The organism is Labrenzia sp. THAF82, assembly GCF_009363435.1.
GTDB lineage: Bacteria > Pseudomonadota > Alphaproteobacteria > Rhizobiales > Stappiaceae > Roseibium > Roseibium porphyridii.
The window spans coordinates 4,142,924-4,167,549 of sequence record NZ_CP045354.1 but is presented as its reverse complement, the minus strand read 5'-3'; the positions used below and the strand labels follow the sequence as shown (position 1 = coordinate 4,167,549).

Genomic DNA, 24,626 nt, shown 5'->3' with positions numbered 1-24,626 from the left:
AGGTGCCGCTAAATATGCGCATTAAGCCGAAAAGCCCGCGTGAAGCCCTGCAGCCTGAACCTGCGCCAGAGCCGCCGCAGCGGTCAAGGCATGTCCGCAATCCTCTGGTAATCTTGATCAATCTCGTGATCACGCTGGCGGTCTTCGGTCTCGCAGCGGTTGGTGGTGCACTGTACTTCGGAAAGGAAAAGTTCGAAGAGGATGGCCCACTTCAACAGGAAGCCACCGTCGTCATATCATCCGGTGCTGGCCTCACGGGCATCACCAACCGACTTTCCGGCCAGGGTGTCATCGGGGACAGCCTCATCGATGAATGGATCTTCAATCTCGGAATTCGGTTTTACAAGAACGCGACCAAGTTGAAGGCCGGCGAATATGCATTTGCACCAGGCGTGTCGATGCAGAAGGTGATGACAGATCTTGTCGAAGGCAACGCGGTTGTTCACTCGGTGACCATTCCGGAAGGCTGGACAACGGCGCAGATCCTTGAGCGAGTGCGTGAACATCCGATCCTCACCGGCGAAATCACGGAAGTGCCCATCGAAGGCGAATTGCTTCCCAATACCTACACATTTGCTCGTGGAGCTGCCCGTCAGGACGTATTGAATCAGATGAAGGCGGCACAGGAAAAACTGCTTGCCGAGGTTTGGGAACGCAGAACCGAAGGCCTTCCCGTCGAAACACCTGAAGAACTGGTGATCCTTGCTTCTATCGTTGAGAAGGAAACAGCCTTGGCGGATGAGCGTCCGCGCGTGGCAGGTGTCTTTGTAAACCGCTTGAACAAAAACATGCGTTTGCAGTCCGACCCGACGATACTTTATGGCCTTTATGGCGGTGAGGCATGGTTGAAGGATCGTTCGGCGATCAAGCAATCAGAATTGCGTGCCGAGAACGACTACAACACCTATCAGATCGACGGTCTGCCGCCTGGTCCGATTGGCAATCCCGGTCGCGCTGCCATGGAAGCGGTGGCAAATCCATCGCGAACGCAGGATCTCTTCTTTGTGGCCGATGGTACAGGCGGACATGTTTTTGCCGAGACGTATGAGCAGCATCAGGCGAATGTTCGCAAATGGCGAGAGATCGAGCGTGAACGCCGGCAGGCAGAACAAGAACAGACGACTCAGCCGGAAACATCGAATTAACCGGGAGTGCGGGCCCGATCACAACAGATCCGGAGGGGGTAATGGCGCTAGCCAGCATGACAGGGTTTGCCAGGTCGATTGGAGAATCCGGTCCGGTTCGTTGGACCTGGGAACTCAGATCCGTCAACGGCAAGTCTCTGGATCTTCGGATCAGAATCCCAACCGGTCTGGAAACTCTCGAACCAAAGATCAGAGAACGTTGCGCGAAGGTGCTGAGACGAGGCAACGTCTCTATTGGTCTGTCCATGAACCGGGACCAGTCCGAGCAACAGTTGCAGGTGAACGAATCCGCGTTGGAAGCGGTTCTGGTAACCATCGAGTTGTTAAAAAATCGCGTTCCTGAACTGGCACCTCCGTCGGTCGATGGAATTCTGTCTCAGAAAGGTGTGTTCGAACTCAAGGAGCCGGAAGACGACGAAGTTGCGCAGTTGGCCTTGCACAACGCGCTTTTGACTTCACTGGACGCTGCCTTGATCGACCTGGTGGACATGCGCCACACGGAAGGAAAGGCAATCGGGTCTGTTGTTCGTGACCAGATCGACAGGATCGCGGACCTGACACAGGCAGCCGAAGTTTTGCCGGCACGCAAGCCTGAGGCAATCAAGGCGAGGCTGAAAAAGCAGCTGACCGATTTGCTGGAGGCGGCCGACGGTCAACTGGATCCGCAGCGACTTCATCAAGAAGCAGTCTTTCTTGCCACCAAAGTGGACATACGCGAAGAACTCGACAGGTTGCATGCTCATGTGACTGCCGTCAGAGAACTCATGGATAGCGGGGGCGCCATCGGCAGACGCCTGGATTTCCTGGCGCAAGAATTTAATCGCGAAGCGAACACTCTGTGTTCCAAGTCGAACGACGTTGATCTGACCGCAATCGGACTGGACTTGAAAGCGGTCATCGATCAGATGCGCGAGCAGATACAAAACCTGGAGTGAGCCAAATGACCGACGCAGCTGTTGGTACAACCAGCGGGACCACCGTCAGTGCTGAACAGGCGGAGCAACAGCGCCGGGGCCTGATGCTTGTTTTGTCGTCTCCTTCCGGCGCTGGCAAATCGACGATTGCCCGCCTGCTTTTGGAGAAAGAGGATAATCTTGCCCTGTCGATCTCCGTAACGACGCGTGCGCGGCGTTCAAGCGAAGTTGACGGTGTTCACTACCACTTTCTGGACGGCAAGCGTTTTGAGCAAATGCGTGATTCCGATGAGCTGCTGGAATGGGCCGAGGTACACGGGAACCACTACGCCACGCCAAGAGGACCGGTTGAAAACGCGATTGAGAACGGGCGCGACATTCTCTTCGATATCGATATTCAGGGAACATTTCAGCTGTTCGACAAAATGCGCAACGATGTCGTTTCAGTTTTCATTCTGCCGCCGTCGATTGCCGAGATGAAGTCGCGATTGAAACGGCGTGCAGAAGATTCTGACGAGATTATCGCTAAACGCATGAAAACAGCGGTCGGAGAAATGCGCCACTGGTCGAAATACGACTATGTGGTTGTCAACGACGATCTGGAGCGCGCCTATGAGAATGTCCGCGCCATCTTGAAAGCAGAACGACTGAAGCAGTTCCGGTCGCCCAAAATCGGCCCGCTCATTCAAGGCATGGTCGATGATCTGGAGACGGAACTCGGCGAAAACAAAGCCTGAAGCGTCTCTCTATCATTCTGGTTCATGGGATGTCTCAAGGCTTTGAGAGGTTTCGGCATATCGTTGTCGATACAGAGCTGCGATCCGGTCTTTGACTTTGGCAAGATCGGGGTGTAGCCGCAATCTTTCATGGAAGCTCATCCAGGAGTTTCCAAGCGCGAGTGGCTCTCGGTTCAAGCGTCGTAAGTCTTCATGTTCGCCAATCCAGTCCGGCAAGATCCCCATCGCTTCACCTGTTCGCAGAATATCCAATAAGGCTCGAGAATTGTTGACGGCATATCTGCAGGGCGATCCATCCAATATGCCAGCCAGCAATTGGGAAGAACGCAGCTTGGCTCTTGCTCCGCAGTATCCGGCCCAGATCTGAGTTGACCAGGATGTAGGGTCGTAGGCATCTGCGTGCTTTTTGAGATAGTCGGAAGATGCGTAGACATAAAAGCCGCGCTCACCCAGCTTTTGCGCAATCAGATGAGATTGGGTAGGGGCCTGGTTTCCGACCGCGATGTCTGCAGAGTTTCGACTGAGATCCCAAAAGGTGTCATCTGCATAAAGTTCGATGCGGACATTTCCAAGGCCGTCGACGAGCACTGGAACATGATGTGACAGAAAGTGTTGACCCCATTCTCCCAGAGTGATCCGGCAAACTTGCTCAACACTTCCAGCCTTTTCAAAATCCACAGCTCTTTGGAAGTCAGCAGCGCCCCGCGCCATGGACCTGGCAACCTTGACGAGCCGCATTCCGCCTTCTGTCAGCACATAACCTGTTTGCCGTCTGTCAAACAGTTGCACTCCGAGCCGATCTTCCAGTCGTGCAATGTGCCGTCCAACGGTTGGTTGCGATAACGCAAGCGTTTCCGCTGCACGGCTGAGGCTCTCGTTCTCAGCAACTGCCAGAAATACACGAATGGTATCCCAGTCGAAATCGAAGTCATTCATATTTGAATGATAGCATGCAATATCATTCAATTACATTGGCCTCATTGTCTGACACTTTGCCATTGTCGCAATGGAGGCCACTCATGCTTTACACTTGGCTCGCATCGCTTGGACACCGGCAACCCAGGCAACTTCGCGCCTCGTATGCGCTGCACAGATTTGGGAATGGTCTGTCGGCCCATTTGCAAAAAGATATTGGCCTGAACGACCCTGAAACGTTCAGAAAGAGGCTTGAATGCGGCTCTCAATTGCAGCCAGTTGAGCGCTCTCCAATTTCCAGGTCGGCTGGCTGGCTCATACGGAAGTGGCGGCGTCCCTAAAGACATTGCTGAGTGCAACAAAACCTTCAATGTCGATTTCTTCGGCCCGGGCTGTTGGCCTTAAACCAGCGTCTTCGATAAGGCTCTCAGTGTTTGGTGCAAGGGACTTAAGGCTAGCACGCAGCATTTTACGTCTCTGTCCGAATGCAGCGGCCGTTACTCTCTCCAGAGATTTCAGATCGCAGGGAAGAGGTTTATTGTTTGGTGTGAGATGCACAACAGCCGACGTCACCTTTGGCGGAGGTGTAAAAGCTTTGGGGCTGATGTCAAAGAGGATACCGCCTTTGCAGCGCCATCCAGCCAATACACCAAGGCGGCCATATGCCTTGGATCCGGGTACGGCGGCAATCCGTTCTCCCACTTCCTTTTGAAACATCAAGGTAAGTGAAGACCAGAAGGGTGGCCAGGTCTCAGTGGTAATCCAGTTGATCAGAAGCTGGGTACCAACGTTATAGGGAAGATTGGCCGCAATGCGGACTTTGTCGTCACCAGTTATTGAAACCGGGTCTATCTGAAGTGCGTCACCTTCTATCACTTCAAGTCGTCCGGGATAATGATCGGCTATCTGCGCGAGGGCAGGCAGACAACGGCTGTCTTTTTCGATTGCAACAACCTTTTTTGCGCCTGATGCAAGCAGAGCTCGTGTCAGTCCGCCTGGGCCGGGTCCAATCTCAAGGACCGTGCAGTCCTCGAGGCTTCCTGCAGAGCGTGCAATTCGCGATGTCAGGTTGAGGTCGAGCAAAAAGTTCTGACCCAATGACTTTTTGGCATTGAGACCGTGATTAGCGATCACTTCGCGAAGCGGCGGCAGGTCGTCGATTTGAGCCATCAGATCCTGTCAGCGATTTAGAGGCGTTCTGGATTGGCAAGCACCGATGCCATGCGCAGCGAGGCCGCAAAGCTGTCGATCCGAACCGAACCTGTGCCGGCAAGGCTGTAGGCAGTGCCGTGGTCCGGAGAGGTACGAACAAAAGGCAGTCCAAGCGTGATATTGACGCTGTCATCAAAGCCAATTGTTTTGGCGGGCACCAGAACCTGATCGTGATACATGCCCAGGACACAGTCATAGGTCTTGCGCGCTGCCGCGTGAAACAGGGTGTCCGCTGAATGGGGCCCAGTGGCGGTGATGCCCATCTCGACCAGTTTTTTAATTGCCGGTTCGACGACGTCGCGGTCCTCAGTTCCCATTGTCGCATTTTCGCCTGCATGTGGATTAAGACCGCAAACCGCCAAGCGCGGATCTGAATAGCCAAATCTGGTTTTGAGGTCGTCAGCGGTAATGCGCGCAGTTTCGATGATCAAGTCGGTTTCGAGCGTGTCCGGAACGTCTTTCAACGGGATATGAATGGTGACTGGGACCACCATGAGTTCCGGTCCGGCAATCATCATCACTGGATTTGCATGTTGGTCCGGCCAGTGTTTCTTCGCCAGGTCCCCGAGAAATTCGGTGTGTCCTGGAAAGCTGAAGCCGGTTTTATAGAGCGCTGCCTTGTTGATCGGGTTGGTAACAATTGCTGCTGCCAAACCGTTGGCAATGTCTTCCACGCAGTTCTCGATTGACATCACAACCGAGCGTGCGGCTGCTTCCTGCTCTTCACCTGGCTTGTCTTCAATTGCTGGACCCGTCTGCACGATTGGAAGAGACTTGGTGAAAACCTGTACAGCCTCTTCAGGACTGATATCAGCCATGCGCACATTCAGACCCAGTCGCGCCGCGCGGCTCTCAAAAAGGGTGCGATCACCACGAATGTAGAATGGTGGCAGCTGGAGCGACTTCCGGTTTTTCCAGGCAAGCAGGACCAAATCCGGGCCGATGCCAGCAGGTTCACCCATGCTGACCGCAAGCGGTAAAGGCGTGGGTTTCATGTCAGATCAACGATAAATGATTGTGGCGCGGCGGCGGACTTCAAGCAGATACCGACGGGACTGACGTTGGCTTTCTTCGCTGCGGATTTCGTTTTCGAGTTTGGTTCTGACTGCAATGTCAGAAGCTATTTCCCGTTTCCCGCAGACCGCAATCATTTCGTAGCCAACAGGCGAGTTCGACGGTTTCGTCAATTTGCCCGGTTTCAGAGCCGATATTTCATCCTTGAGACCTTCCGGCAATTCTGTTTCCAACCTGCGGCCAATGGGTTGCACAACGACTTCGCTGTATTTCCCGAGCAGGGCGCCGGCATTGTCGCAGCCGTCGAAGGAGGCGCGGATCTGATTGCTTTCGCGTTTGCGTTTGGATTTAAATCCACCAGAAGAGCTCTTCGGAACGACAACGATGACGCGCTTGAGATCATATTCGACAGACGTCCTGCGCTCTTCCTCATCGGTTTTCTGGAGTGCTGCGATAATGTCAGATTCATCGACTTCAACACGTCCACTGAATTTACGCCGCAACAGCTGATTCCAGGCCAATTGTGCCTTCAGGCGTTTTTTCAGTGTGTCGGGTTGAACACCACCCTGACGCAGGGCCGAAGACAGCTTTGATGGTGTCATTTTGACACCGCGAGCGATGTTGTTGAATGCACCGTCGACTTCGCTTTGCGAGACTTCGATGCCGACACGATCTGCTTCTGCCAGCTTGACTTGATCGTCTACGAGCTCTTCTGCGGCCTGACGCTTAGCGACAGAAGCCGATTTCCGCTGTGTGAGCGTAATCAGGCGCGCACGCTGCGTAATGTCGTAGTCGGTAATCGGAACGTCGTTGACGATCACCTTGATAGCTGCATGTGCTGGCATCGCCAACGGCGTTGCCAGGATCAGACCTAGACTGAGGAAAATTGGGGCAAGACGAAGTCGCATTGATGAACCATCCGTGCTGGCCTTTGGCCAAACCGAAGTTTTAAGCATTTCGACGATTTCAACAAACCGCCTATCGCTTTGTTTTCTAGTGCCATGATGTTTCGCACATCATGACTTTAATTTCAAAATTTCAGCAAATGTGGTCAAAATTCGTGGCGGTAAGATGACCCAACGCATTTGTGATGGTCAAAACCCAACCGTTTCTAGCGCGAAACGTGTATCAGTTAAGAGCACCGCTTGATACTTGTGTATTGCCGATGGTTCTCAACCCAATCCGGAAATAAAGTGTTCTGTTCACTTCATCGCCATCATTCCGGCTGCGGTCTTCAGCGTAGGAAACCGAGAAGGAGAACCCTTCATCGTCATAGCCAATGCCGAATCCATCCTGAACGATATTGCTGTTCTGAAGATCATAGCGCATGGAGCCGAAAACGCGCCAGTTTTCCTCAAGGCGCAAGCTGGCCGAACCAAGCAATTCCTCTCGAGGATCGTCGATTCCGATGTCGGGTTGTGCGTTCAGGAAGGCATAGGCCAGAGACGAAACGACGGGACCATAGATCGCGCTTGCCTGAGCCTGCATGCGGTTGATGGTCAGGTCTTCCTTGTCGAGCCGAGCCTGGGCACCGACCTTCACGCCATAGCGTGTATCGATATAAAGACTGCCGACATAGTCGGACAGGTCTGTCTCAAGGCCGGAATCCTGCGTAGCGCCAAGGATGTCAGGTGTCGCGTAAGAGTTTTCGCCGGCAATGTGATAGGACCGGCCGAAGAGACCGCTGACGTAGTAGCCGCTATCAAGCTGCAGTTTGTAATTCAGGCCAACATTCACGCGCGTACCGCCTTCAGCACGGTCGAAGCCAGAGAATTTATCGTAGTCGAAAAGAGTTGTGGTGTCGAAGACGATGCTTTGAGCATCATCGTTCGGCAATTCTCCGATCCGCTGTTCATTCGGGCGCGCGACGATTTGGGCAACCGGCTCAAGTATCTGATTGCCGCCGTTAAAGGTTGCGACAAATGGATATCGGTATTCCATGCCGACCGCAGGCATGGCACGACCGACAAAACTCTCGCCGCTCAACGCCGTCACATCTGAATCAGGCGAAGCAAGGAAGAACAGGTCGCCGCGCATATAGGCAAATGGCGTAAAGGTCTGCCCGAGGGGGTCGATAAACGTCTTGCGCCAGTTTCCTTTTAAGGAAAGACGCGAAAAAGTTCCGTCAACGCCGCGGAACTTGGGCGTTGTGCCGCCGTCCACCGAGAACGCATCGGTCTCATCGCGTGTCAGCGACGTGAAGTTCGCCGTTAACGCCAGTTCGCCGGCAAGGATTGGATCGGCGAACACATAATCATAATCGATCACCGGAAGAACCAGCGGTTGCTTGTCCTGAAGCGAACTGCCGACAGGAGAGAAGCCGTTCGCATTAAACTGACTGTCGGTGTAGTCCTCCTGGGAGATTTGGTAGGCATAGCCCCTGACGGTCAGCGCATTGCTGTCTGTTCTGCCTTCCAGATAGATCTCCGAGGTGTCGCCGTTTCCGCTAAAGCTTGTGAAGGAATAATCCTGGAAGAACTGGCGATCGCTTTTGTAGGTCAGGTTCCAACCAAGGGTCCAGTCTTTCGCAAGACTGAAAGAACCCTTTGAGTTGATCGCACCACGCCAGCGCTCGTCTGCGCGAGACGTGGTGAAGTTGTTCGGCTGCGCCTGATAAAGTCCAGCACCCGACACACTGATTTGGCCCGATGAAAACCGATAGCGTGCTTCAACGTCACCAAAGACACCCTGTTTGGTCAAAGGGGTCAAAATGGTGGTGACGTCATAATTCGGGGCGAGGGCCCAGTAATAGGGAATCGTAACGCCGTAGCCGAGCTTGTCGTTGATGACACCTTCCGGCATCAGGAAGCCCGATTTTCTCTTGACCGTCGGATCCGGCATTGACAGGTAGGGCAGATAAGCAATCGGTTGGCCATACACCTCGAAAGCTGCGTTCTCGAACCGGATCACCTTTTCCTGCTGGTTGTGGATGATCTTTTCAGCTCTCACGCGCCACAGAGGTGGCTTGTTCGGCGGGTTGGTTGGTTTCGTATAAACCGTATAGAGGCCGTTATCGATCGTTGTGACGTTACTGCCTTCGCGCCGCGCCTGTTCGGCAATGAAACGCGTACGCTTGGTCGTGTCGATCTGCAGCGCTCTGGCAAAGCCCTCTGAGAAATCTTCCGACAACACCATTTCTTCAGTGCGAACAACGGTACCGTTCGCTTCGATGAAAATAACATTGCCAGCTGCGCGCAGTTGCTGACTTTTGCGGTCGAACACAATCTGCTGTGCCTGAACGGTGTTGCCGTCGTAATAAACCTGAACGTTTCCTGTCGCGACGATCAGGTCACGGTCGAAGTCGTAGGTGATCTCACTGGATTCAAGCAGAAGATCTGCATCCGGATTCACATCATCGGCAAGCCCGGACACGAGATCCTGCGCCTTGGCAGTATCAGTTATCGGAAAAGAGACAGCAACGGTTATGGCGACTGCGCTTACCGCCGCCAGCAGGTTGCCCTTCTTGGACCAAATCTCTGTGTTCAGGAATGCTGCAAAAGACATCGCTTTAGCCATCTTCCTGATGCAAGAGAATAGTCAACCCCATAAGTACTCCAAATATTCCAGGCGCCCACGCAGCAAGAAGGGGCGGGACGATTCCCGCACCTCCAAAGTCTTTCGCAAGCTCGGTTAGAACGTAAAGCACGAACCCGGACAGGATTCCACCCAGAATCATACTTCCCAATCCACCAAACCGCGAAACTTTAAGGGAAACTGCGGCTGCAATCAGAATCATAGCGACAAGAAGAAGCGGGCGGGCGAGAAGAGTCTGGTACTGCAAATTGTACCGATAGGCCGGTAATCCTGCATTTCTTGCCAATTCGATGAAGCGCGGCAAATTCCAGAACGAAATTGATTCGGGCGAGCCGATGCTTTCGCGAACTTCGGTGGCAGTCAGGAAGGTGCTGACTTCGTAACGTCCATAAGTCTGCGGATCCTGCTCGGTGGTGTAGACGATCGCATCGCTCAAATACCAGATTTCATCACCAAGACGGGCTTCATCGGCCTCAATCCGTTCTCTGAATGTGCCGTCTTTGTCAAAAGTGAAAATCGTGACACCTACGAGCAAAGTCCCGCCTTCAAGAAGCTTTTTGGCCAGAAGCACTGATTCCCCGTCAAGTCCGTCCTGGCGGACCCAGACGTCTGAAGAGGTTTGCAAAAGAAAGTTTTGTTCGGATCCAAAGAGGCCCGTGGCGACTTCATCGGACTTTTGCTGAAACCAGACGGCCGCCGGATTGTAGACCGTGATGGAAAGAATGCCGAGCACGATTCCCACGACGATTGCCGGCATGGAAAACTGCCAGACACTGATACCTGAAGCGCGGGCAACAACCAGTTCAAGTGCACGGCTCAAAGTCACGAAGGCAGCAATCGCACCGAACAGCACAGTGAAGGGGATAACTTGTTCCAGCAGAAGCGGCACTCGCAAAAGCGAAATCAGCGCAACCCGCAGGACGGAAAAACCTTCCCGGTCGCCGCCGCGCCGGACCAGCTCCAAAACGTCAAACAGGAAGATCAGAACTGCAGCAAACAGGAACAGCCCAAGAATAGCCTTCAGGAATCTGCCTGAAAAATAGAGCGAAAGAGTGTGGCCCAGGATCATGCTGCGCCTCCGGTCCGACGGCCATTGAGGCGGTCACTAAGGCCATCGATCAGATCCTGGATCTTCAGCTGCAGATTGGTGAGCCATTTCGGTTCTGCCGAACTCTGTTCCCTGAAGATCGATATCAAGGCAAGAGCAGCCCCGGTGATCGGCACGACATAGAGCAGCGCCAGAACTGCGGAAGAAGCACCGGCTATTGCCGTGACACCGAAGCCTGTCGTTCTGAGCAGCACACAGGAGCAGATTGCACCGAGCACAGCCGCACCGCGCCCTTGCCGAGTTGTGCGTGCCTTGCCGAGGAACGCAAACACAATGAGACCGAATGCGATGCAATAGAGCGGCTGGCTGAAACGCTCGTGCAGCTCCTGGGCCAGCTTGTCGGGGTTTTTGAGGGCATAGGCGTCGTTTCGGCCAGGCACCATCAGGTTGGCCGTTGTGCGCTCGCTTGCCTTGAACACCGGTTCACCGGCTTCAGGAATAAGATTGGAAAGGTCGAACGCATAGGACTGAAAGCGCACGATAGATATGTCACCGTCCTGTTTCGGACGCCGCTGAATAGTGCCATTCTGCATCACCAGAAGCGTTCGCTCGGACGCTTCAACGATCTGACCCGTTTCAGCCTGGTAGGTGAAGGCAGTTTCTTCATCGCGCGTGTCGTGCAGGAGAAGGCCATCCAGGGTACCGTTGCCCGAACGGTTTCGTATGTGAAATGTGAGCCCGTTTTCGACGGTGATGAAACGGCCCGGTTTGACGATGTTGGCAACTAGGTCGGCGCGAACGCGGGTAATTTCCGTTCTGAGTTGGGCCAGGCCCAAGGGTGCGACGTAAAGCGCCATCGTGCCCGTCAGCGCCAAAACAACGACGGAAAAAATCATGACGGGCTTGAGCACAAGAAAGCGCGAGCCGCCGCTTGCGTCGATCACGATCAGTTCGCTGTCGCCGGAAAGCGCGTTGAGAACAAGGATCAGCGCAATCATGAGTGCAAAGGGAGCAACGATCACGATCAGGAAGGGCAGAGCCAGCATGGTGATGCCGATAAACTGCACGATGGTCTGACCTTTGGACGTGACGAGATCGAGCTGTCGCAGTGCCTGCGTTGCCCAGACAACACCTGTCATGGCCGCAATGGTCAGGGTGAAAGCATAGACCGTCCGGCGGATAATGTACCGTTCAAGCGTCTTCATAGCTGCCGGAGCTTGTCCCTTGTAAAATTGACGATCTTTCAGCCCACGTCCGAATAACACGAAATGTGGTGAACGGCCCATGAAGAAGAATGGTAAATATACATTAATTTTTGCAGCACTTGCCGAAAAGCTGTTGAAACCCCATGATTTGGAGAGAATTCAGCAATCCAGGGGATAGGGTGCCTTCAGTCGATGGCAACTCCAGATATGCCTCCTTATCAATCCGCAGCAAAACAAAAAATTACAGGACCGTCGCATGAGCAAACTTGCAAAAATCACCTTTACAAAAGCAGCCGCCCCAAAGGGTGGAGTGGCCGTTGTCCTTGCCGGCGAAGATCTGAGCTTTGGACAGATCGCCAATGAACTCCTGTCCGGTCTTGAGGGAGGCTTTGCTCGTGTCGCGGAGATAGCCGGCTTTGAAGGCAAGAAAAAAACCACATTGGATCTTGTCGCGCCTGCCGGCCTTGCCGTTGATCGACTGATCGTCCTCGGTATCGGCAAACCTGATGACCTGACCCGGGATGATTGGCGTGCGTTTGGAGGTACGGTTCTGGCGAGCCTTCGAACTGCAAAAGCGAGCGCTGCAACTGTGCTTTTGGACGCACCTGAGGGCAGTGACCTTACGGCGGACCTGGAAGCTGAATTTGCCATGGGTGCAAAGCTGCGTGCCTATGCGTTCGATGTCTATAAGACCGCTAAAAAAGACGGCGAAAAGGCAAAGGACCTGAAACTCGCGCTGTCAGTTGCTGATCAGAAGGCCGCCAAAAAAGCTTGGGGATCGGCCGAAGCGATCGCTGATGGTGTGATCCTCGCCCGCAATCTCGTCAATGAACCTGCCAATGTGCTTGGTCCGGTTGAATTCGCCAAGAAGGCCCAGGAGCTTGAAAAGCTCGGAGTTGAAGTTGAAGTCCTTGGCGAAAAAGAAATGAAAAAGCTGAAGATGGGCGCTCTTCTTGGTGTGGCTCAAGGCTCTGTCCGGCCCCCGCAACTGGCCGTAATGCGCTGGAACGGCGGCAAGAAGGGGACTGCACCGGTTGCTTTGATCGGCAAGGGTGTTGTTTTCGACACTGGCGGCATCTCGATCAAACCGGCAGGCGGCATGGAAGACATGAAGGGCGACATGGGTGGCGCTGCTGCTGTCGTTGGCGCTATGCATGCCGTCGCGGGCCGGAAAGCCAAAGCCAATGTGATCGGTGTTATCGCTCTTGTTGAAAACATGCCAGATGGCAACGCTCAGCGGCCGGGAGACATTGTTACAGCCATGTCCGGTACCACGATCGAGGTCTTGAACACGGACGCCGAAGGACGTCTGGTGTTGGCCGATGCGCTCTGGTACACGCAGGAAAAATATAAGCCTTCGATCATGATCGACCTCGCGACATTGACAGGCGCTGTTCTGGTCGCACTTGGCAATCTGAATGCGGGACTTTTTTCCAACAGCGATGAACTTGCAGACAATCTTCTGGCGGCTGGCAAGGCCAGTGGTGAGCCGCTCTGGCGGCTGCCGCTTTCCAAAGGCTATGACAAGATGATCGATACGCCTAACGCCGACGTAAAAAACATTGGCGGTCGCTGGGCTGGCTCCATTACCGCCGCACAGTTTTTACAGCGCTTTGCCAATGATGTGCCATGGGCGCACCTGGATATTGCCGGCACGGCGTTCGGGGCTCCCAAGGACGAAATCTGTCAGAGCTGGGCCTCAGGCTACGGTGTCCGGCTTTTGAACCAGTTGGTAGCCGATCACTACGAAAACTGAGCGCACTGTCCAGAAAAAGAAAAACCCGCCAATCGGCGGGTTTTTTTAATTCCTGGCGTTTGCTTTAGCAGGTCTTGTAAGCTTGGCAGGCCGTAGCCGGTTCAACCAAAAGCCCCATTCCAACTGTGGCACCTGCGACTACTGCTACCAACGCAAAAAACACAACTACTCGTGCAAGCATTCACCAAACCCCTATGTGAGCTGGTTCGGGAAAACCGTTCACCAGCCAAATCAAAAATGATCATTGGATCGTCCCCGGGGACGAACCCTAGTCAATCGACATTTGCGAAGGGTTAATGATACGAGTCTTGTGGCCTGTCTATGTCGGTTTTGTTGTTCTGGCAATTTGAAGGCGATGCTGTTGCAAGCCTGCATCACTCCTGCGACGGCAATACCCTGGGTCGCTGGAATATGAGCCGCACAATCAATGTGGCGTAGCAGTGGAATGCCCTATGAGCGTTGAAGTTGTATTTTATCACCTGTTGCACAAGCCGCTTGAAGTGGCCTTGCCGCAGTTGCTTTTAAAATGCCTGGAGAGAGACTGGAAAGTTGTGGTGCAAACCGGAAGCGATGAGCGCTGCAATGCACTTGACGCTCATCTGTGGACGTTCGCAGACGACAGCTTTCTGCCACATGGTACGAAGGCTGATGGGTATGCTGAACATCAGCCGATCTTCCTGACTTCAGGACCGGACAATCCAAATGAAGCAGATGTTCGCTTCCTGGTCGATAGAGCGGAACCACCTCCACTGGCTGCTTATAAACGTGCAATCTACATGTTTGACGGCAATGACGGCGATGCAGTTCAGGAAGCTCGAAACCGGTGGAAGGAAGCCAAGGCGGAGGGGTTTGAAATTGCCTATTGGCAGCAAACCCCGGCCGGGGGCTGGGAGCGCAAGGCTTAGGGAAGCGTTTCCGCATCTGGTGCGGTAACTTGCAGTTTATGCAATTCTGGCCAGGAGCAAAGGTACCTTCCCGATGTGATCGAGCCGATGGTAGCGATCGTTTCCAAGAGGTGCTTCCGCTTCCTCCAGAGCCCAGGTGATCTGGTAAGGCACATGGACCCCGTAGGAGCCTGCTTCCAATGCAGGCACAACGTCCGACTTTAAAGAGTTGCCGATCATCATGGCATTTTCAGAACCAGACCCGTGTCGGGCAAAGAGCGTTCGGTAGGTCGACGCCGACTTCTCCGATACAATTTCGACGGCATCGAAAAAGACATCCAGGCCCGACGCTGTGACTTTGCGCTCCTGATCGAACAGGTCGCCCTTGGTGATCAGCACCAGCCGATATTGACCTTTCAGAGTCTTCAAAGTTTCTTCGACATGAGGCAAGGGATCCACAGGGTGTTTCAACATATCCCTGCCGGCTTCAAGGATTTCAGAAATCACGTCGGCATGGACCCGTCCGTCGGTGACTTCGATCGCTGTTTCAATCATGGACAACGTGAAGCCTTTCACGCCGTAGCCGTAATGCAACACATTGCGTCGTTCGGCAGCCAGCAATCGGTCGGAGAGGTGGGTCTTTTCCGTGAACTCGGCAAGCAGCGCAGCGAAACGGTCTTGCGTCAAACGAAACACACGTTCGTTGTGCCAAAGCGTGTCGTCGGCATCAAAGCCGAGCGTGGTGATGCCGGCCATCAGCTTGCTTCCTCGTATTCTGCGGAAAGTTCCAACCAGTCTTCTTCGGTCTTGACCAGCTTCTTTTCGCAGTAGGCTCGCTCCTTGGCGAATTTGGCAGCACGCTCAGGCTCTTTGGTAAAAAATGCGGGATCGGCAAGGGCCTCGTCCAGCTTGCCAATCTTGTCCTGCAGCCGTGCCATCTCCTTTTCAGCAGCATCGATTTTCTGCTTCAGGGGTTTCAGCTGGCTGCGTTTTTGAGCAGCCTCTCGGCGTTTGTCCTGTGCGGACGCTTTTTCGGCTTCAGAGGCAATTGCCCTGTCCCTGGCTTTTTGCGCTGCTTCCGGGCCCTGTAGAATGAGGCGGCGGTAATCATCCATATCGCCGTCATAGGGTTCGACCTTGCCACCTGCGACAAGCCAAAGCCGGTCGGCGCAAGCTTCTATCAGGTGCCGGTCGTGACTGATCAGCACCACCGCACCCTCGAAGTCATTCAATGCCATCACCAGGGCTTCACGGCTGTCGATGTCCAGGTGGTTGGTGGGTTCGTCGAGGATAAGCAGGTGAGGACCGTCGAACGTTGCCAACCCGAGCAGCAGGCGAGCCTTTTCACCGCCTGAAAGATCTTTTGCAGGCGTGTCCATTCGATCGGTCGGCAACCCGAACCTGGCCACTCGTGCCCGTACTTTAGCTTCAGGAGCGTCCGGCATGAGCGTGCGCACGTGTGCGACGGCGTTCTCCGCTGGTTTCAATTCATCCAGCTGGTGCTGAGCAAAAAAGGCAATCTTCAGTTTTGAAGCCTTGGTCACGTCACCGGCCATCGCAGCCAAGCGTCCTGAAATCAGTTTCGCAAAAGTAGACTTGCCGTTGCCGTTGGCTCCAAGAAGCGCAATCCTGTCGTCCGTGTCGATATTCAACGTCAGTTGCCGGAGGATTTTGGTTTCACCATAGCCCGTCGCAACATCCTCAAGTTTAAGGATTGGAGGGGCCAATTGGTTTTCCGGGTCAGGAAATTGGATCGGTCTGCTGCTTTCTTCCGTCAGGGCGGCGATCGGTTGCATTTTTTCAAGCATTTTCAGCCGCGATTGAGCCTGCCGTGCCTTGCTTGCCTTGTAGCGGAACCGATCCACAAACGCCTGCATGTGCTTTCGTTGCGCATCCTGTTTTTCCTTTGCCTTTTCGGCAAGGATCATGGCTTCGCGTCGCTGGCGGTCAAAACTGTCGTAGCCACCTGAATAAAAGGTCAGCTTACCGCGGTCCAAATGCACGATACTGTCGACTGAATTGTTGAGAAGGTCCCGGTCATGGGAGATCAGGAGAACCTGATGCGGATACCTGGAGACATAGTTTTCGAGCCACAAGGTGCCTTCCAGATCCAGGTAGTTGGTCGGTTCATCGAGCAGCAACAAATCCGGTTCAGAAAATAGAACGGCAGCAAGGGCAACGCGCATGCGCCAACCGCCGGAAAAGGATGAACACGGCCTCAGCTGCGCTTCCGCATTGAAGCCAAGACCGGACAGGATAGCGCCAGCGCGCGCTTCCGCGGTGTGTGCACCAATATCAGCGAGCCTGGTGTGAATTTCCGCGATCTTGTCAGGTGACGTTTCGCTCTCGGCATCTTCAAGCAATTTTGTGCGTTCTGTGTCGGCCGCGAGCACGACTTCCATCAGAGTATCTTCGGTTCCGGGCGCTTCCTGTGCCACCTGGCCGATCCGGGCCCTCTTGGGAACCTGCACATGGCCTGTCTCGGTGGAAAGGTCTCCGGTAATGATCTTGAAGAGCGTTGACTTGCCCGCACCATTGCGCCCGACGAGGCCGGTCTTGGCCTTGCCGGGCAGGGTTACGCTGGCCTTGTCGATCAGGAGACGGTCCCCGATCCGGTAAGTAAGATCAGAAATTTGCAACATGGGCCGGATGTTTGGCGAACCTGTGTCCCGGATGCAAGGAGAAAGCGAGCCTTTTTTTCAACGAATATCCGCCTGTGGCCGTGATGCACATGACAAGGCAGGTCAGTCGATCATTGTTCCAGGAAATTGACAATTTCCCGGACAATGCGTCGATGCTGCTTTTCCCGCTCGGCACCGCCTTTGATACATACCATTTCATCGCCGGGCTCATGTTCTTTCAATATGTCAAACCCCGACGGTTTACAGACGCCCATGAAGTCGAAGTGACCGGCATCCTTCAATTCGACATGACGATGGAGGTTCTTCGGTAGTGCCGACGAAAGGGCGCGCGACTCGATGGTTTGATCGAGCATGTCCGCTCTTCCGGAACCAAGGACAAGAACCGGCTTATCGATGGCCGCGAGGCTGTCGCGAGAAAGGACAGGTGTTCCTCCAAGGTCCAGGCTGATGAACTTGGCAACACGTTCGTCCTTGCGCCGCGTTTCCATTTCCTGCTGATCTCTTTGTGTCTCTGCAATGGACCAACCCTTGAGGACGCTGCAGGCAACGGGTGTGGCGTCATCCGCACAGACCGAACGGTATTGGGCGGTATCGAACTGGGCGCCGGCGAGTAGCATTGTCGTGAAACCACCGAGCGAGTGGCCAGCCGCATAGATGCGATCGGCGTCGATGCGTGACTTGAAAGGGCTGGTTCCAATCAGATAGCTGATCAGGCGGCTCAGGTCGACGGGACGCTCCCAGAGCTCTCTGGCCTGATCAGCGTCACGTTTGAATGTACTGGTTCCAGGATGATTGACCATGGCGACGATGTAACCTCGCCGCGCCATATCCGACGCCAGCCAGGCTTGATTGAATGTGTTGCCGTACATTCCATGAGAAATGACGAGGAGAGGGAAGGGACCTTCCGCAGGCGCACCTTCCGGATCGGCATTCGCCATTTTCCAGACTTTGCTCTTGTCAGACCGCTGAAAGATGTTGGGGGTTCGTGTCGGATACCATAGATCTCCCCCGAGCTGTCGATCATCTCGATTGTCCTGAACCTCCAATTTGGTGACGCCGGGTCCAAATGGCAGTTGGGATGCCGTTTCGGATCGCGTTAGGGTGGTGGTCACCGCCAAGAGTGCGGCCGCTGCAAAGAATGCCGAAAGAAGGCTCGTGACTGTCTTCCGTGGGGTGGGTCTATTCTGGAACATTTGGGGTCCGCTGGTTGATTGCAATAGCAGTCAGTTGGCGCTGCTCCCTACGTGTTGACAATCGGTCAGGGGTACATGTCCTGTCCTTGATCGCGATAAAGGACAGGACTGGCGCCGTGAACTGCTGTCTAGAGCACATGCATTGAATGATGGGCTGTTTGTCAGGTGCGCATCTTTTGGTGGTCAGGCAGTCTGAGCTTCACCGATAGCCAGCGACAAGCGTGCAAAAACGCAGTCAGTGGAAGGACAAGTTCGGCCTTGCGCGACACGACTTGCCGAATGAACTGCTTTCCGGCATCAAACACCCAACGTTTATTGGAACCGCTCCTGGGTGCCTATGATCAGCATTCCCATCTCGTTTTTACTCGCCAGTGTCTTTCTCGGCCTGGGTGTCCTGGCTTTTTCCTGGAGGGTTCTTCCAACGCTCACCAGGTGCCTTTTCCTTGCGCTTTTTTGCGTGATGTCCCTGGAGGCGGTGCTGGTCGGCTTGCGGTTTGCGTTTGCAAACTACACTTTCCTGCCGCTACAGCGTGTTCTCCCGGTTTGGATTGCGCCACTCGTATTCTTGTCGTTTGCCTCGCTGGCAGTCTCCCAAGCAACACTTGGTAAATGGCTACTGGTCAATGGCGTGATTTCGGCTGGCTTGTCCGTTGCCTTGTTTTTGCCGGTTCCCTTTGTTGGCTATATCGACGCGGTGATCGCGCTGAGCTTTACTGTCTATGCGGTGGCTTTAATACGTTTGTGGAGCTAGGGAAGGGATGTCTTTACCCAATCTCCGATAGAACTTGGCGCGTTGCTGTCAAAACTCCTCTTGGCCGCAATCGCAGTGATGATCGCAACGTTGATCATAGATGGTCTGGTCGCGATCCTTTTTGCCCAAAACAGACCGGATGCAGCAGCCATTGCGATTTCGGTCGCCAGTCTTTTCTTCCTGATTGCGTCGGTCGCACTGATTGCAGTTGGCGCAAAGTGGAAACCTGGACGATCAAGGTCAGACGACCCTTATGTTGCAGATGAGGCAAAAAGCCGTGCGCTCGTTGACGAAGCTCGCGGCCTGCTCAAGGGCCGCGGATTTGCAAAGGATCCACAGTTGTCTCTGACACGCCTCGCCAGGCGATTGGGAGTTCCTGAACGGGATCTCTCCCAAGCAGTCAATCGCACGCTTGGCATGAATGTAAGTCAGTTCGTCAACAGTATCAGGCTGGAGGAAGCTGCCGACCGGCTGAAGGTATCAGATGAGCCTGTGTCTTCCATACTGGAAGAGGTCGGTTTTCTGACACGCTCCAATTTCTATCGCGAATTTCAAAACAAATTCGGTGAAGCACCAGGAACATTTCGAAAAAAGGCTCAGTCCGAGCTTTCGAGGTCAGCCCGATCTTCTTCATAGGCAAGATCGGCGAGATATACGGCCGCAAATCCCGCGACCAACTCATGACAAAGAATGACTTCCCGGCTCCCAGGATCCCAGAAGGCGTTTTCCTCTTCACAGACGGCAGCTCGAAACGTTACGTTTTCCGGGAGTTCATAAAGACTGTCGAGTTCCTTGGCGACCCTTTCCATCAACTCGGTTTCCTTCAGAAAAAGCGCAAAAGGCTTTAACTCATCAGGAGCCTTTTCATGAACGACCGAGATTTTGCCACCGGGCCCAACATTTTCATCACGCCAAAACGGTTCTGTAGAGTATTCCCAGGAATCGGCAACCTGCTCGTATTCGTCGACGCAGGTTTCAATGCGGTCTTCGGGCATACCAAGATCGTTGGCGAGTTCCAGGAACGTTTCTTCATCCGCCCCAACCATGAGGCAAAGCATCTGGTAGCCGCGCTGAACATTGAGATCATGTTCATCGTAGAAAACCATGCTCTCAACATCTTGCTCGGCGATCATGAACCACCCAACCATCGCACTGATCAGCAGAATGTCGGTGTCTTCGGTATCGTCCGCCAGCATGGAGACCGTGGCCAGATTGTCGACCGCGTTTTCTTCCTGTGCAAGAACGGGCAGCTCGAGTTCGGAAACGAGCATGTGTCCGCCCTCGTGATACAGCGTATGAAGGACATTGCCCGCTACGAAGACGAACAGTTCTTCCCGATCCTCGGGGGAAAGGGCGGCAATTTCCTGTTCAAGGGAGCTGGCGGCCACATCGCTGACGTTCCGGAGTGTCGGCGCGTCTCCCAGGAACGTGCTGAAACCGAAGGCAGCAATGGCAGTGCTCAAAAGGGACGGTAGTGCAGCGGCCGCTGATGCGATGAATGACATTGGAGAATAGCCTTTGCCGGGTCCCTGGACAGCCGTTGAGTTCTTTGAACTGGGCAGAGTAAGCTTGAACAAAGTCCTTTTCCAGCGTCTTTCGCGCTGCGGCAAGTGTTTGACTTGGAAATGTCATACACCCGCCCCCTTGCGGGCGAGGCAGCGCCCCGTTATTAAGGCCGCGAAATTCAGATATTCGGGACCTGGCATTTTGCCGGTCTGCAATTGAACAAGAAAGACGACACAATGGCGATTGAACGCACGTTTTCCATGATCAAACCGGACGCCACCAAGCGCAACCTGACCGGTGCCATCACCGCCAAGCTGGAAGAAGCCGGCCTGCGCGTGGTTGCTTCCCGTCGCGTATGGATGTCCTTGCGCGAAGCTGAAGCCTTCTACGCCGTTCACAAAGAGCGTCCCTTCTTTGGCGAACTCACCGAATTCATGTCGTCCGGCCCGACCGTTGTTCAGGTTCTTGAAGGTGAAGGCGCGATTGCGAAGAACCGTGAAGTCATGGGCGCAACCAACCCAGCTGAAGCAGCCGAAGGCACCATCCGCAAGGAATTTGCGCTTTCCATCGGCGAAAACTCCGTACACGGTTCTGACGCACCTGAAACAGCTGCTGAGGAAATTGCCTACTGGTTCTCCGGCACTGAAATTGTTGGCTGAAAAGAGCAATAATTCTCGTTGAAATCTGAAAGGGTCGGCTCATTGCGCCGGCCCTTTTTACGTCTGTTAGGTGTATTTGATACATCCCGTTACACATTCATACGAAGTGAAGACAGCGTTCAAAGCACGAATGACTCATAGTTGTCCTGTCTGGGCGACAACTTGGAGACAAACATGCGACTATGTCTTGCGTTGGCCGGTGTGCTGATAGCCGTGCCGGCAACCGCCCATGACAGCACCACGCCACTTCACGGTGAAGAAGCAGTTGAACACACCCACATTGGCGATGAGATCTGGGACCTGCTGTTACCTGAAGCCGAAGCGCACGCGGATATCACTATCGACGGTGCCTATCGGCGCATTCGCGCAAACGGTTACCCCGACAAGGCTCCTGGCCAGTTTCCCAATCGCAACAACCCGCATTCGATTTCAAAAAAGAATTACAATCTGAAAATTCCTGTCAAACCGCATCGGACCGGAAAGGCAACATCTTCTCAGGGAGCAGTTTTCGGCATTGCTATCAACGGTGTCGTGATGGATCCGGGCACAGCAGAATTTTGGCAAAACGATCGGAGTTCAGGATGGAACTATGAAGCGCTGGGCGGCGCGTGCAAGCTTGGCCTGGATCGTTACAACGCGCATGTTCAACCCAACGGCACCTACCACTACCACGGCATACCGACTGGTGTTCTGGCCGCCAATGGCGGTGATGCTGTTCCGGCAATGATCGGCTACGCTGCCGATGGTTTTCCGATCTATGGGCCATTCGGATATTCCGATCCCGGGGAGGAGACTGCCGTCCGTAGATTGAAGTCCAGTTATCGTATCAAAAACGGGACGAGACCAGACGGCCCGGGCGGACGTTACAATGGAAAATTCACGCAGGACTGGGCATTTGTATCAGGTTCAGGCGATCTGGATCAGTGCAACGGAAGATTTGCGATAACGCCGGAATACCCGCAAGGCATCTACCATTATGTTCTCACGGACGCGTTTCCATTCATTCCGCGCTGCTGGATGGGAACACCGGATGGCAGTTTCTTGCGCCTGAAGGGACGGCGCAGTGACCTTGAGACGCAAGGGGTGGAGCCGACGGTCGATTTTGCAGCGATGAGTGACAACTTTGACACGGCTCTGACGCTCATCCAGGCTCAGGGGGGACATCCACCCCGATTGCGCCGTGGCGGACGAACGCCGCCTCCCGGGCTGGGTCCGCGGGAGGGCCGGGGACCGCGACAGGGCGGAATGCCACCACCCGGTGGACGGCCAGGTGGCAGAGGGCCCTGCAGCGGCAGCTGATCAGACAGGTTCAATTCCCGGAAGAGGCGCTTGACGGCGCCTCTTTTTGTTTTTCATAAGGCTAGTTCGCCTTTGCGAAACCTGCGCGCCAAATAGGTCCATATGAACCAGCAACCACCCAAAAGCACCTTCTCTGTCTGTCCGCATGATTGTCCGTCGACATGTGCGCTGGACGTTCATTTTGATCCGCATGGGGATGTTCGGCGGCTGAACGGAGCCAGGGACAACGCTTATACTGCGGGTGTTATCTGCGCTAAGGTCGCCCGATATGCGGAACGCCTTTATCATCCCGACCGCCTGACCAAACCCTTGCTGCGCGACGGCAAAAAAGGGGAAGGCCGTTTCAGGGAAGTGTCCTGGGAGGAAGCCCTTGATCTCACTGCCGAAAGGTTTCTAAAGGCGGAAGCTGAGTTCGGAGCGCAAAGCGTCTGGCCGTATCATTATGCGGGCACCATGGGCCTGGTTCAGCGAGACAGCATACATCGTCTTCGGCACGCAAAAGGGTATTCGCGCCAGTTCGACACGTTCTGCACCAATATGGCCTGGACAGGATATATTGCCGGAACCGGGCGTCTCGCCGGACCGGATCCACGCGAAATGGCATTGTCAGACCAGGTTGTCATCTGGGGAACGAACCCGGTCGCAACACAGGTCAACGTGATGACCCATGCCGTAGCTGCCCGAAAGAAACGCGGTGCGCGCATCATTGTTGTGGATGTCTATGAGACGGAAACGATGAAGCAGGCAGACCTGGGTTTGATCTTGAAACCTGGAACAGACGCAGCATTGGCTTGCGCTATCATGCATGTGCTCTTTCGCGATGGCCTGGCAGATCGGGCATATCTGGAAAAATACACCGACTGTCCGGACGAGCTGGAAACACATCTGAAAGACAGATCTCCGGAATGGGCTTCGGGCGTCACAGGTCTCAAAACAGCGCAGATCGAAGAAGTTGCCCGGCTGATCGGACAGGTGAAAAGAACCTATTTTCGCCTTGGTTACGGCTTTACCCGCTCACGGAACGGTGTTGTCGGAATGCATGCGGCTTGCTCGATTGCATCGGTTACAGGGGCCTGGCAGCTGGAAGGTGGCGGCGCCTTTCACAACAACGGCGCGATTTATCAACTCAACAAGGAAATGATCGAAGCCGGATCATTAAAGGACCCTTCGGTTCGCGTGCTCGACCAAAGCCTGATCGGTCGCATCCTGACGGGTGAAAAAGAAGCGCTGCAAGGTGGGCCGCCCGTCAAGGCATTGCTTGTTCAAAACACCAACCCGGTGTCGGTTGCACCTGAACAGGAACTGGTGAAACAAGGCTTCGCACGCGAAGATCTGTTTACCGTCGTGCACGAGCAGTTTTTGACCGAGACGGCGCAGATGGCGGATATCGTCCTGCCGGCCACCCAGTTCCTGGAACATGACGACATCTATAAAGGTGGTGGTCATCAGTATCTCATGTTTGGTCCAAAGGCGGTCGATCCGCCCTTGGGGCCAAAAGAAAACCTCTTTGTTATCAGTGAGATCGCAAAGCGCGTTGACTCAAAACCTCACGCCGGATTCGATATGAGCGCGCGCGATCATATTGACTGGATGTTGCAGCATTCAGGCTATGGCACCCTGGATGAACTGGAAGCTGGAAAGTGGCGGGACCTGCAGCCGGATTTTGAAACCGCGCACTATTTGAACGGGTTCGCATATGCAGACGGTAAGTTCCGGTTCAAACCCGATTGGGGCCGGTTTGCAGCACCGAACAAACCGGACGGGAACACGGTTTTCGGACCGGTGGCGGAGATGCCTGGACTGCCGGATCAATGGGACATCATCGAGCGAGCTGATGAGGAACATCCATTACGGCTTGTGACCGCTCCGGCGAGGTCCTTCCTGAACTCGACATTCAACGAAACCGACAGTTCACGCAAAAAAGAAGGGCGGCCCGAAGTCTGGCTAAGACCGGACGACGCAGCAAGGTTTGGGATCGAGGATGGTGCCAAGGTGAAGATGGGCAATGGCAGAGGTGCTGTCATGCTTCACGTTCGCCTGAAGGACAGCATTGCACCCGGCACGGTTGTCTCGGAGGGGCTTTGGCCCAACGATGCCTTTGAAGACGGTAGAGGCATTAACACACTGACCAGTGCAGACCCGGTCGCCCCCTATGGCGGCGCAGCCTTTCACGACACAGCGGTCTGGGTGAAAAGAGTTTAAAGAGAAAAGC

21 protein-coding genes are annotated in these 24,626 nt (G+C 54.3%); 10 read left to right on the top strand and 11 right to left on the bottom strand.

The genetic code is table 11. The annotated features are described in order from the left end of the window. Window positions 1-14 precede the first annotated feature (14 nt). From mltG to gmk, 3 genes are read left to right on the top strand one after another with little or no spacing between them, the layout of a single operon-like run. Window positions 15-1,145, top strand: a complete 1,131-nt coding sequence (mltG, locus tag FIV00_RS19135) for an endolytic transglycosylase MltG (protein WP_152502253.1) — start codon at window positions 15-17, stop codon at window positions 1,143-1,145. A 41-nt stretch (window positions 1,146-1,186) separates the two neighbouring features. Beyond that, entirely contained in the window at window positions 1,187-2,080 is an 894-nt protein-coding gene (locus FIV00_RS19130; RefSeq protein ID WP_152502252.1) for a YicC/YloC family endoribonuclease, read from the top strand. Window positions 2,081-2,085: 5 nt separating this feature from the next. After that, a complete protein-coding gene (gene gmk / locus FIV00_RS19125; protein WP_152502251.1) occupies window positions 2,086-2,796 on the top strand; it encodes a guanylate kinase in 711 nt (236 codons plus the stop codon). Between the two features lie 12 nt (window positions 2,797-2,808). Here gmk and FIV00_RS19120 read toward each other — a convergent pair whose 3' ends face one another. The 7 genes from FIV00_RS19120 to lptF all read right to left on the bottom strand — a co-directional run bounded on the left by FIV00_RS19120 (window position 2,809) and on the right by lptF (window position 11,724). Continuing rightward, window positions 2,809-3,762 (bottom strand): LysR family transcriptional regulator, encoded by a 954-nt coding sequence (locus tag FIV00_RS19120; RefSeq protein ID WP_152502250.1) that lies wholly within the window; start codon window positions 3,760-3,762, stop codon window positions 2,809-2,811. A 264-nt stretch (window positions 3,763-4,026) separates the two neighbouring features. Beyond that, on the bottom strand, window positions 4,027-4,881 hold the full coding sequence (rsmA, locus tag FIV00_RS19115; RefSeq protein WP_152502249.1) for a 16S rRNA (adenine(1518)-N(6)/adenine(1519)-N(6))-dimethyltransferase RsmA: 855 nt from the start codon (window positions 4,879-4,881) through the stop codon (window positions 4,027-4,029). Window positions 4,882-4,898: 17 nt separating this feature from the next. Further along, complete coding sequence (gene pdxA, locus FIV00_RS19110; RefSeq protein WP_152502248.1) at window positions 4,899-5,918, bottom strand: 4-hydroxythreonine-4-phosphate dehydrogenase PdxA; 1,020 nt, start codon at window positions 5,916-5,918, stop codon at window positions 4,899-4,901. Between the two features lie 6 nt (window positions 5,919-5,924). After that, complete coding sequence (locus FIV00_RS19105; protein WP_152502247.1) at window positions 5,925-6,845, bottom strand: SurA N-terminal domain-containing protein; 921 nt, start codon at window positions 6,843-6,845, stop codon at window positions 5,925-5,927. Between the two features lie 220 nt (window positions 6,846-7,065). Continuing rightward, on the bottom strand, window positions 7,066-9,441 hold the full coding sequence (locus FIV00_RS19100; RefSeq protein ID WP_152502246.1) for an LPS-assembly protein LptD: 2,376 nt from the start codon (window positions 9,439-9,441) through the stop codon (window positions 7,066-7,068). A gap of 4 nt (window positions 9,442-9,445) precedes the next feature. After that, a complete protein-coding gene (gene lptG, locus FIV00_RS19095; protein ID WP_152502245.1) occupies window positions 9,446-10,540 on the bottom strand; it encodes an LPS export ABC transporter permease LptG in 1,095 nt (364 codons plus the stop codon). Continuing rightward, entirely contained in the window at window positions 10,537-11,724 is a 1,188-nt protein-coding gene (gene lptF, locus FIV00_RS19090) for an LPS export ABC transporter permease LptF (RefSeq protein ID WP_152502244.1), read from the bottom strand. The genes lptG and lptF overlap by 4 nt, the downstream gene beginning before the upstream one ends. A gap of 256 nt (window positions 11,725-11,980) precedes the next feature. Here lptF and FIV00_RS19085 point away from each other — a divergent pair, with 256 nt between their 5' ends. After that, complete coding sequence (locus FIV00_RS19085) at window positions 11,981-13,480, top strand: leucyl aminopeptidase (RefSeq protein WP_152502243.1); 1,500 nt, start codon at window positions 11,981-11,983, stop codon at window positions 13,478-13,480. Window positions 13,481-13,932: 452 nt separating this feature from the next. Beyond that, on the top strand, window positions 13,933-14,385 hold the full coding sequence (locus tag FIV00_RS19080; RefSeq protein ID WP_152502242.1) for a DNA polymerase III subunit chi: 453 nt from the start codon (window positions 13,933-13,935) through the stop codon (window positions 14,383-14,385). A 36-nt stretch (window positions 14,386-14,421) separates the two neighbouring features. On the opposite strand, the gene FIV00_RS19075 is transcribed toward FIV00_RS19080, so the two are convergent. The 3 genes from FIV00_RS19075 to FIV00_RS19065 all read right to left on the bottom strand — a co-directional run bounded on the left by FIV00_RS19075 (window position 14,422) and on the right by FIV00_RS19065 (window position 18,199). Then, on the bottom strand, window positions 14,422-15,120 hold the full coding sequence (locus FIV00_RS19075) for an HAD family hydrolase (RefSeq protein ID WP_152502241.1): 699 nt from the start codon (window positions 15,118-15,120) through the stop codon (window positions 14,422-14,424). After that, window positions 15,120-17,006 (bottom strand): ABC-F family ATP-binding cassette domain-containing protein, encoded by a 1,887-nt coding sequence (locus tag FIV00_RS19070; protein ID WP_152502240.1) that lies wholly within the window; start codon window positions 17,004-17,006, stop codon window positions 15,120-15,122. Before FIV00_RS19070 ends, FIV00_RS19075 begins: the two co-directional genes overlap by 1 nt. A 110-nt stretch (window positions 17,007-17,116) precedes the next feature. Beyond that, window positions 17,117-18,199, bottom strand: coding sequence for a prolyl oligopeptidase family serine peptidase (locus tag FIV00_RS19065; RefSeq protein ID WP_152502239.1), 1,083 nt, complete (start codon window positions 18,197-18,199; stop codon window positions 17,117-17,119). A gap of 337 nt (window positions 18,200-18,536) precedes the next feature. On the opposite strand from FIV00_RS19065, the gene FIV00_RS19060 reads away from it, so the two are divergent. Further along, window positions 18,537-18,950, top strand: a complete 414-nt coding sequence (locus FIV00_RS19060; protein WP_173006056.1) for a hypothetical protein — start codon at window positions 18,537-18,539, stop codon at window positions 18,948-18,950. A 42-nt stretch (window positions 18,951-18,992) separates the two neighbouring features. Continuing rightward, window positions 18,993-19,586 (top strand): AraC family transcriptional regulator, encoded by a 594-nt coding sequence (locus tag FIV00_RS19055; RefSeq protein WP_209006617.1) that lies wholly within the window; start codon window positions 18,993-18,995, stop codon window positions 19,584-19,586. Here the strand turns inward: FIV00_RS19055 and FIV00_RS19050 are convergent. Next, window positions 19,547-20,455: a DUF4344 domain-containing metallopeptidase gene (locus tag FIV00_RS19050; protein ID WP_152502236.1), complete on the bottom strand. Its 909-nt coding sequence runs from the start codon at window positions 20,453-20,455 to the stop codon at window positions 19,547-19,549. The two genes, FIV00_RS19055 and FIV00_RS19050, sit on opposite strands and share 40 nt — an antisense overlap. A gap of 237 nt (window positions 20,456-20,692) precedes the next feature. On the opposite strand from FIV00_RS19050, the gene ndk reads away from it, so the two are divergent. From ndk to FIV00_RS19035, 3 genes are all read left to right on the top strand, one after another. Continuing rightward, window positions 20,693-21,115: a nucleoside-diphosphate kinase gene (gene ndk, locus FIV00_RS19045; protein ID WP_152502235.1), complete on the top strand. Its 423-nt coding sequence runs from the start codon at window positions 20,693-20,695 to the stop codon at window positions 21,113-21,115. A gap of 174 nt (window positions 21,116-21,289) precedes the next feature. Beyond that, entirely contained in the window at window positions 21,290-22,414 is a 1,125-nt protein-coding gene (locus FIV00_RS19040) for a YHYH protein (RefSeq protein WP_152502234.1), read from the top strand. Window positions 22,415-22,516: 102 nt separating this feature from the next. After that, entirely contained in the window at window positions 22,517-24,616 is a 2,100-nt protein-coding gene (locus FIV00_RS19035; RefSeq protein WP_152502233.1) for a molybdopterin-dependent oxidoreductase, read from the top strand. The last annotated feature ends 10 nt before the right edge of the window (window positions 24,617-24,626 follow it).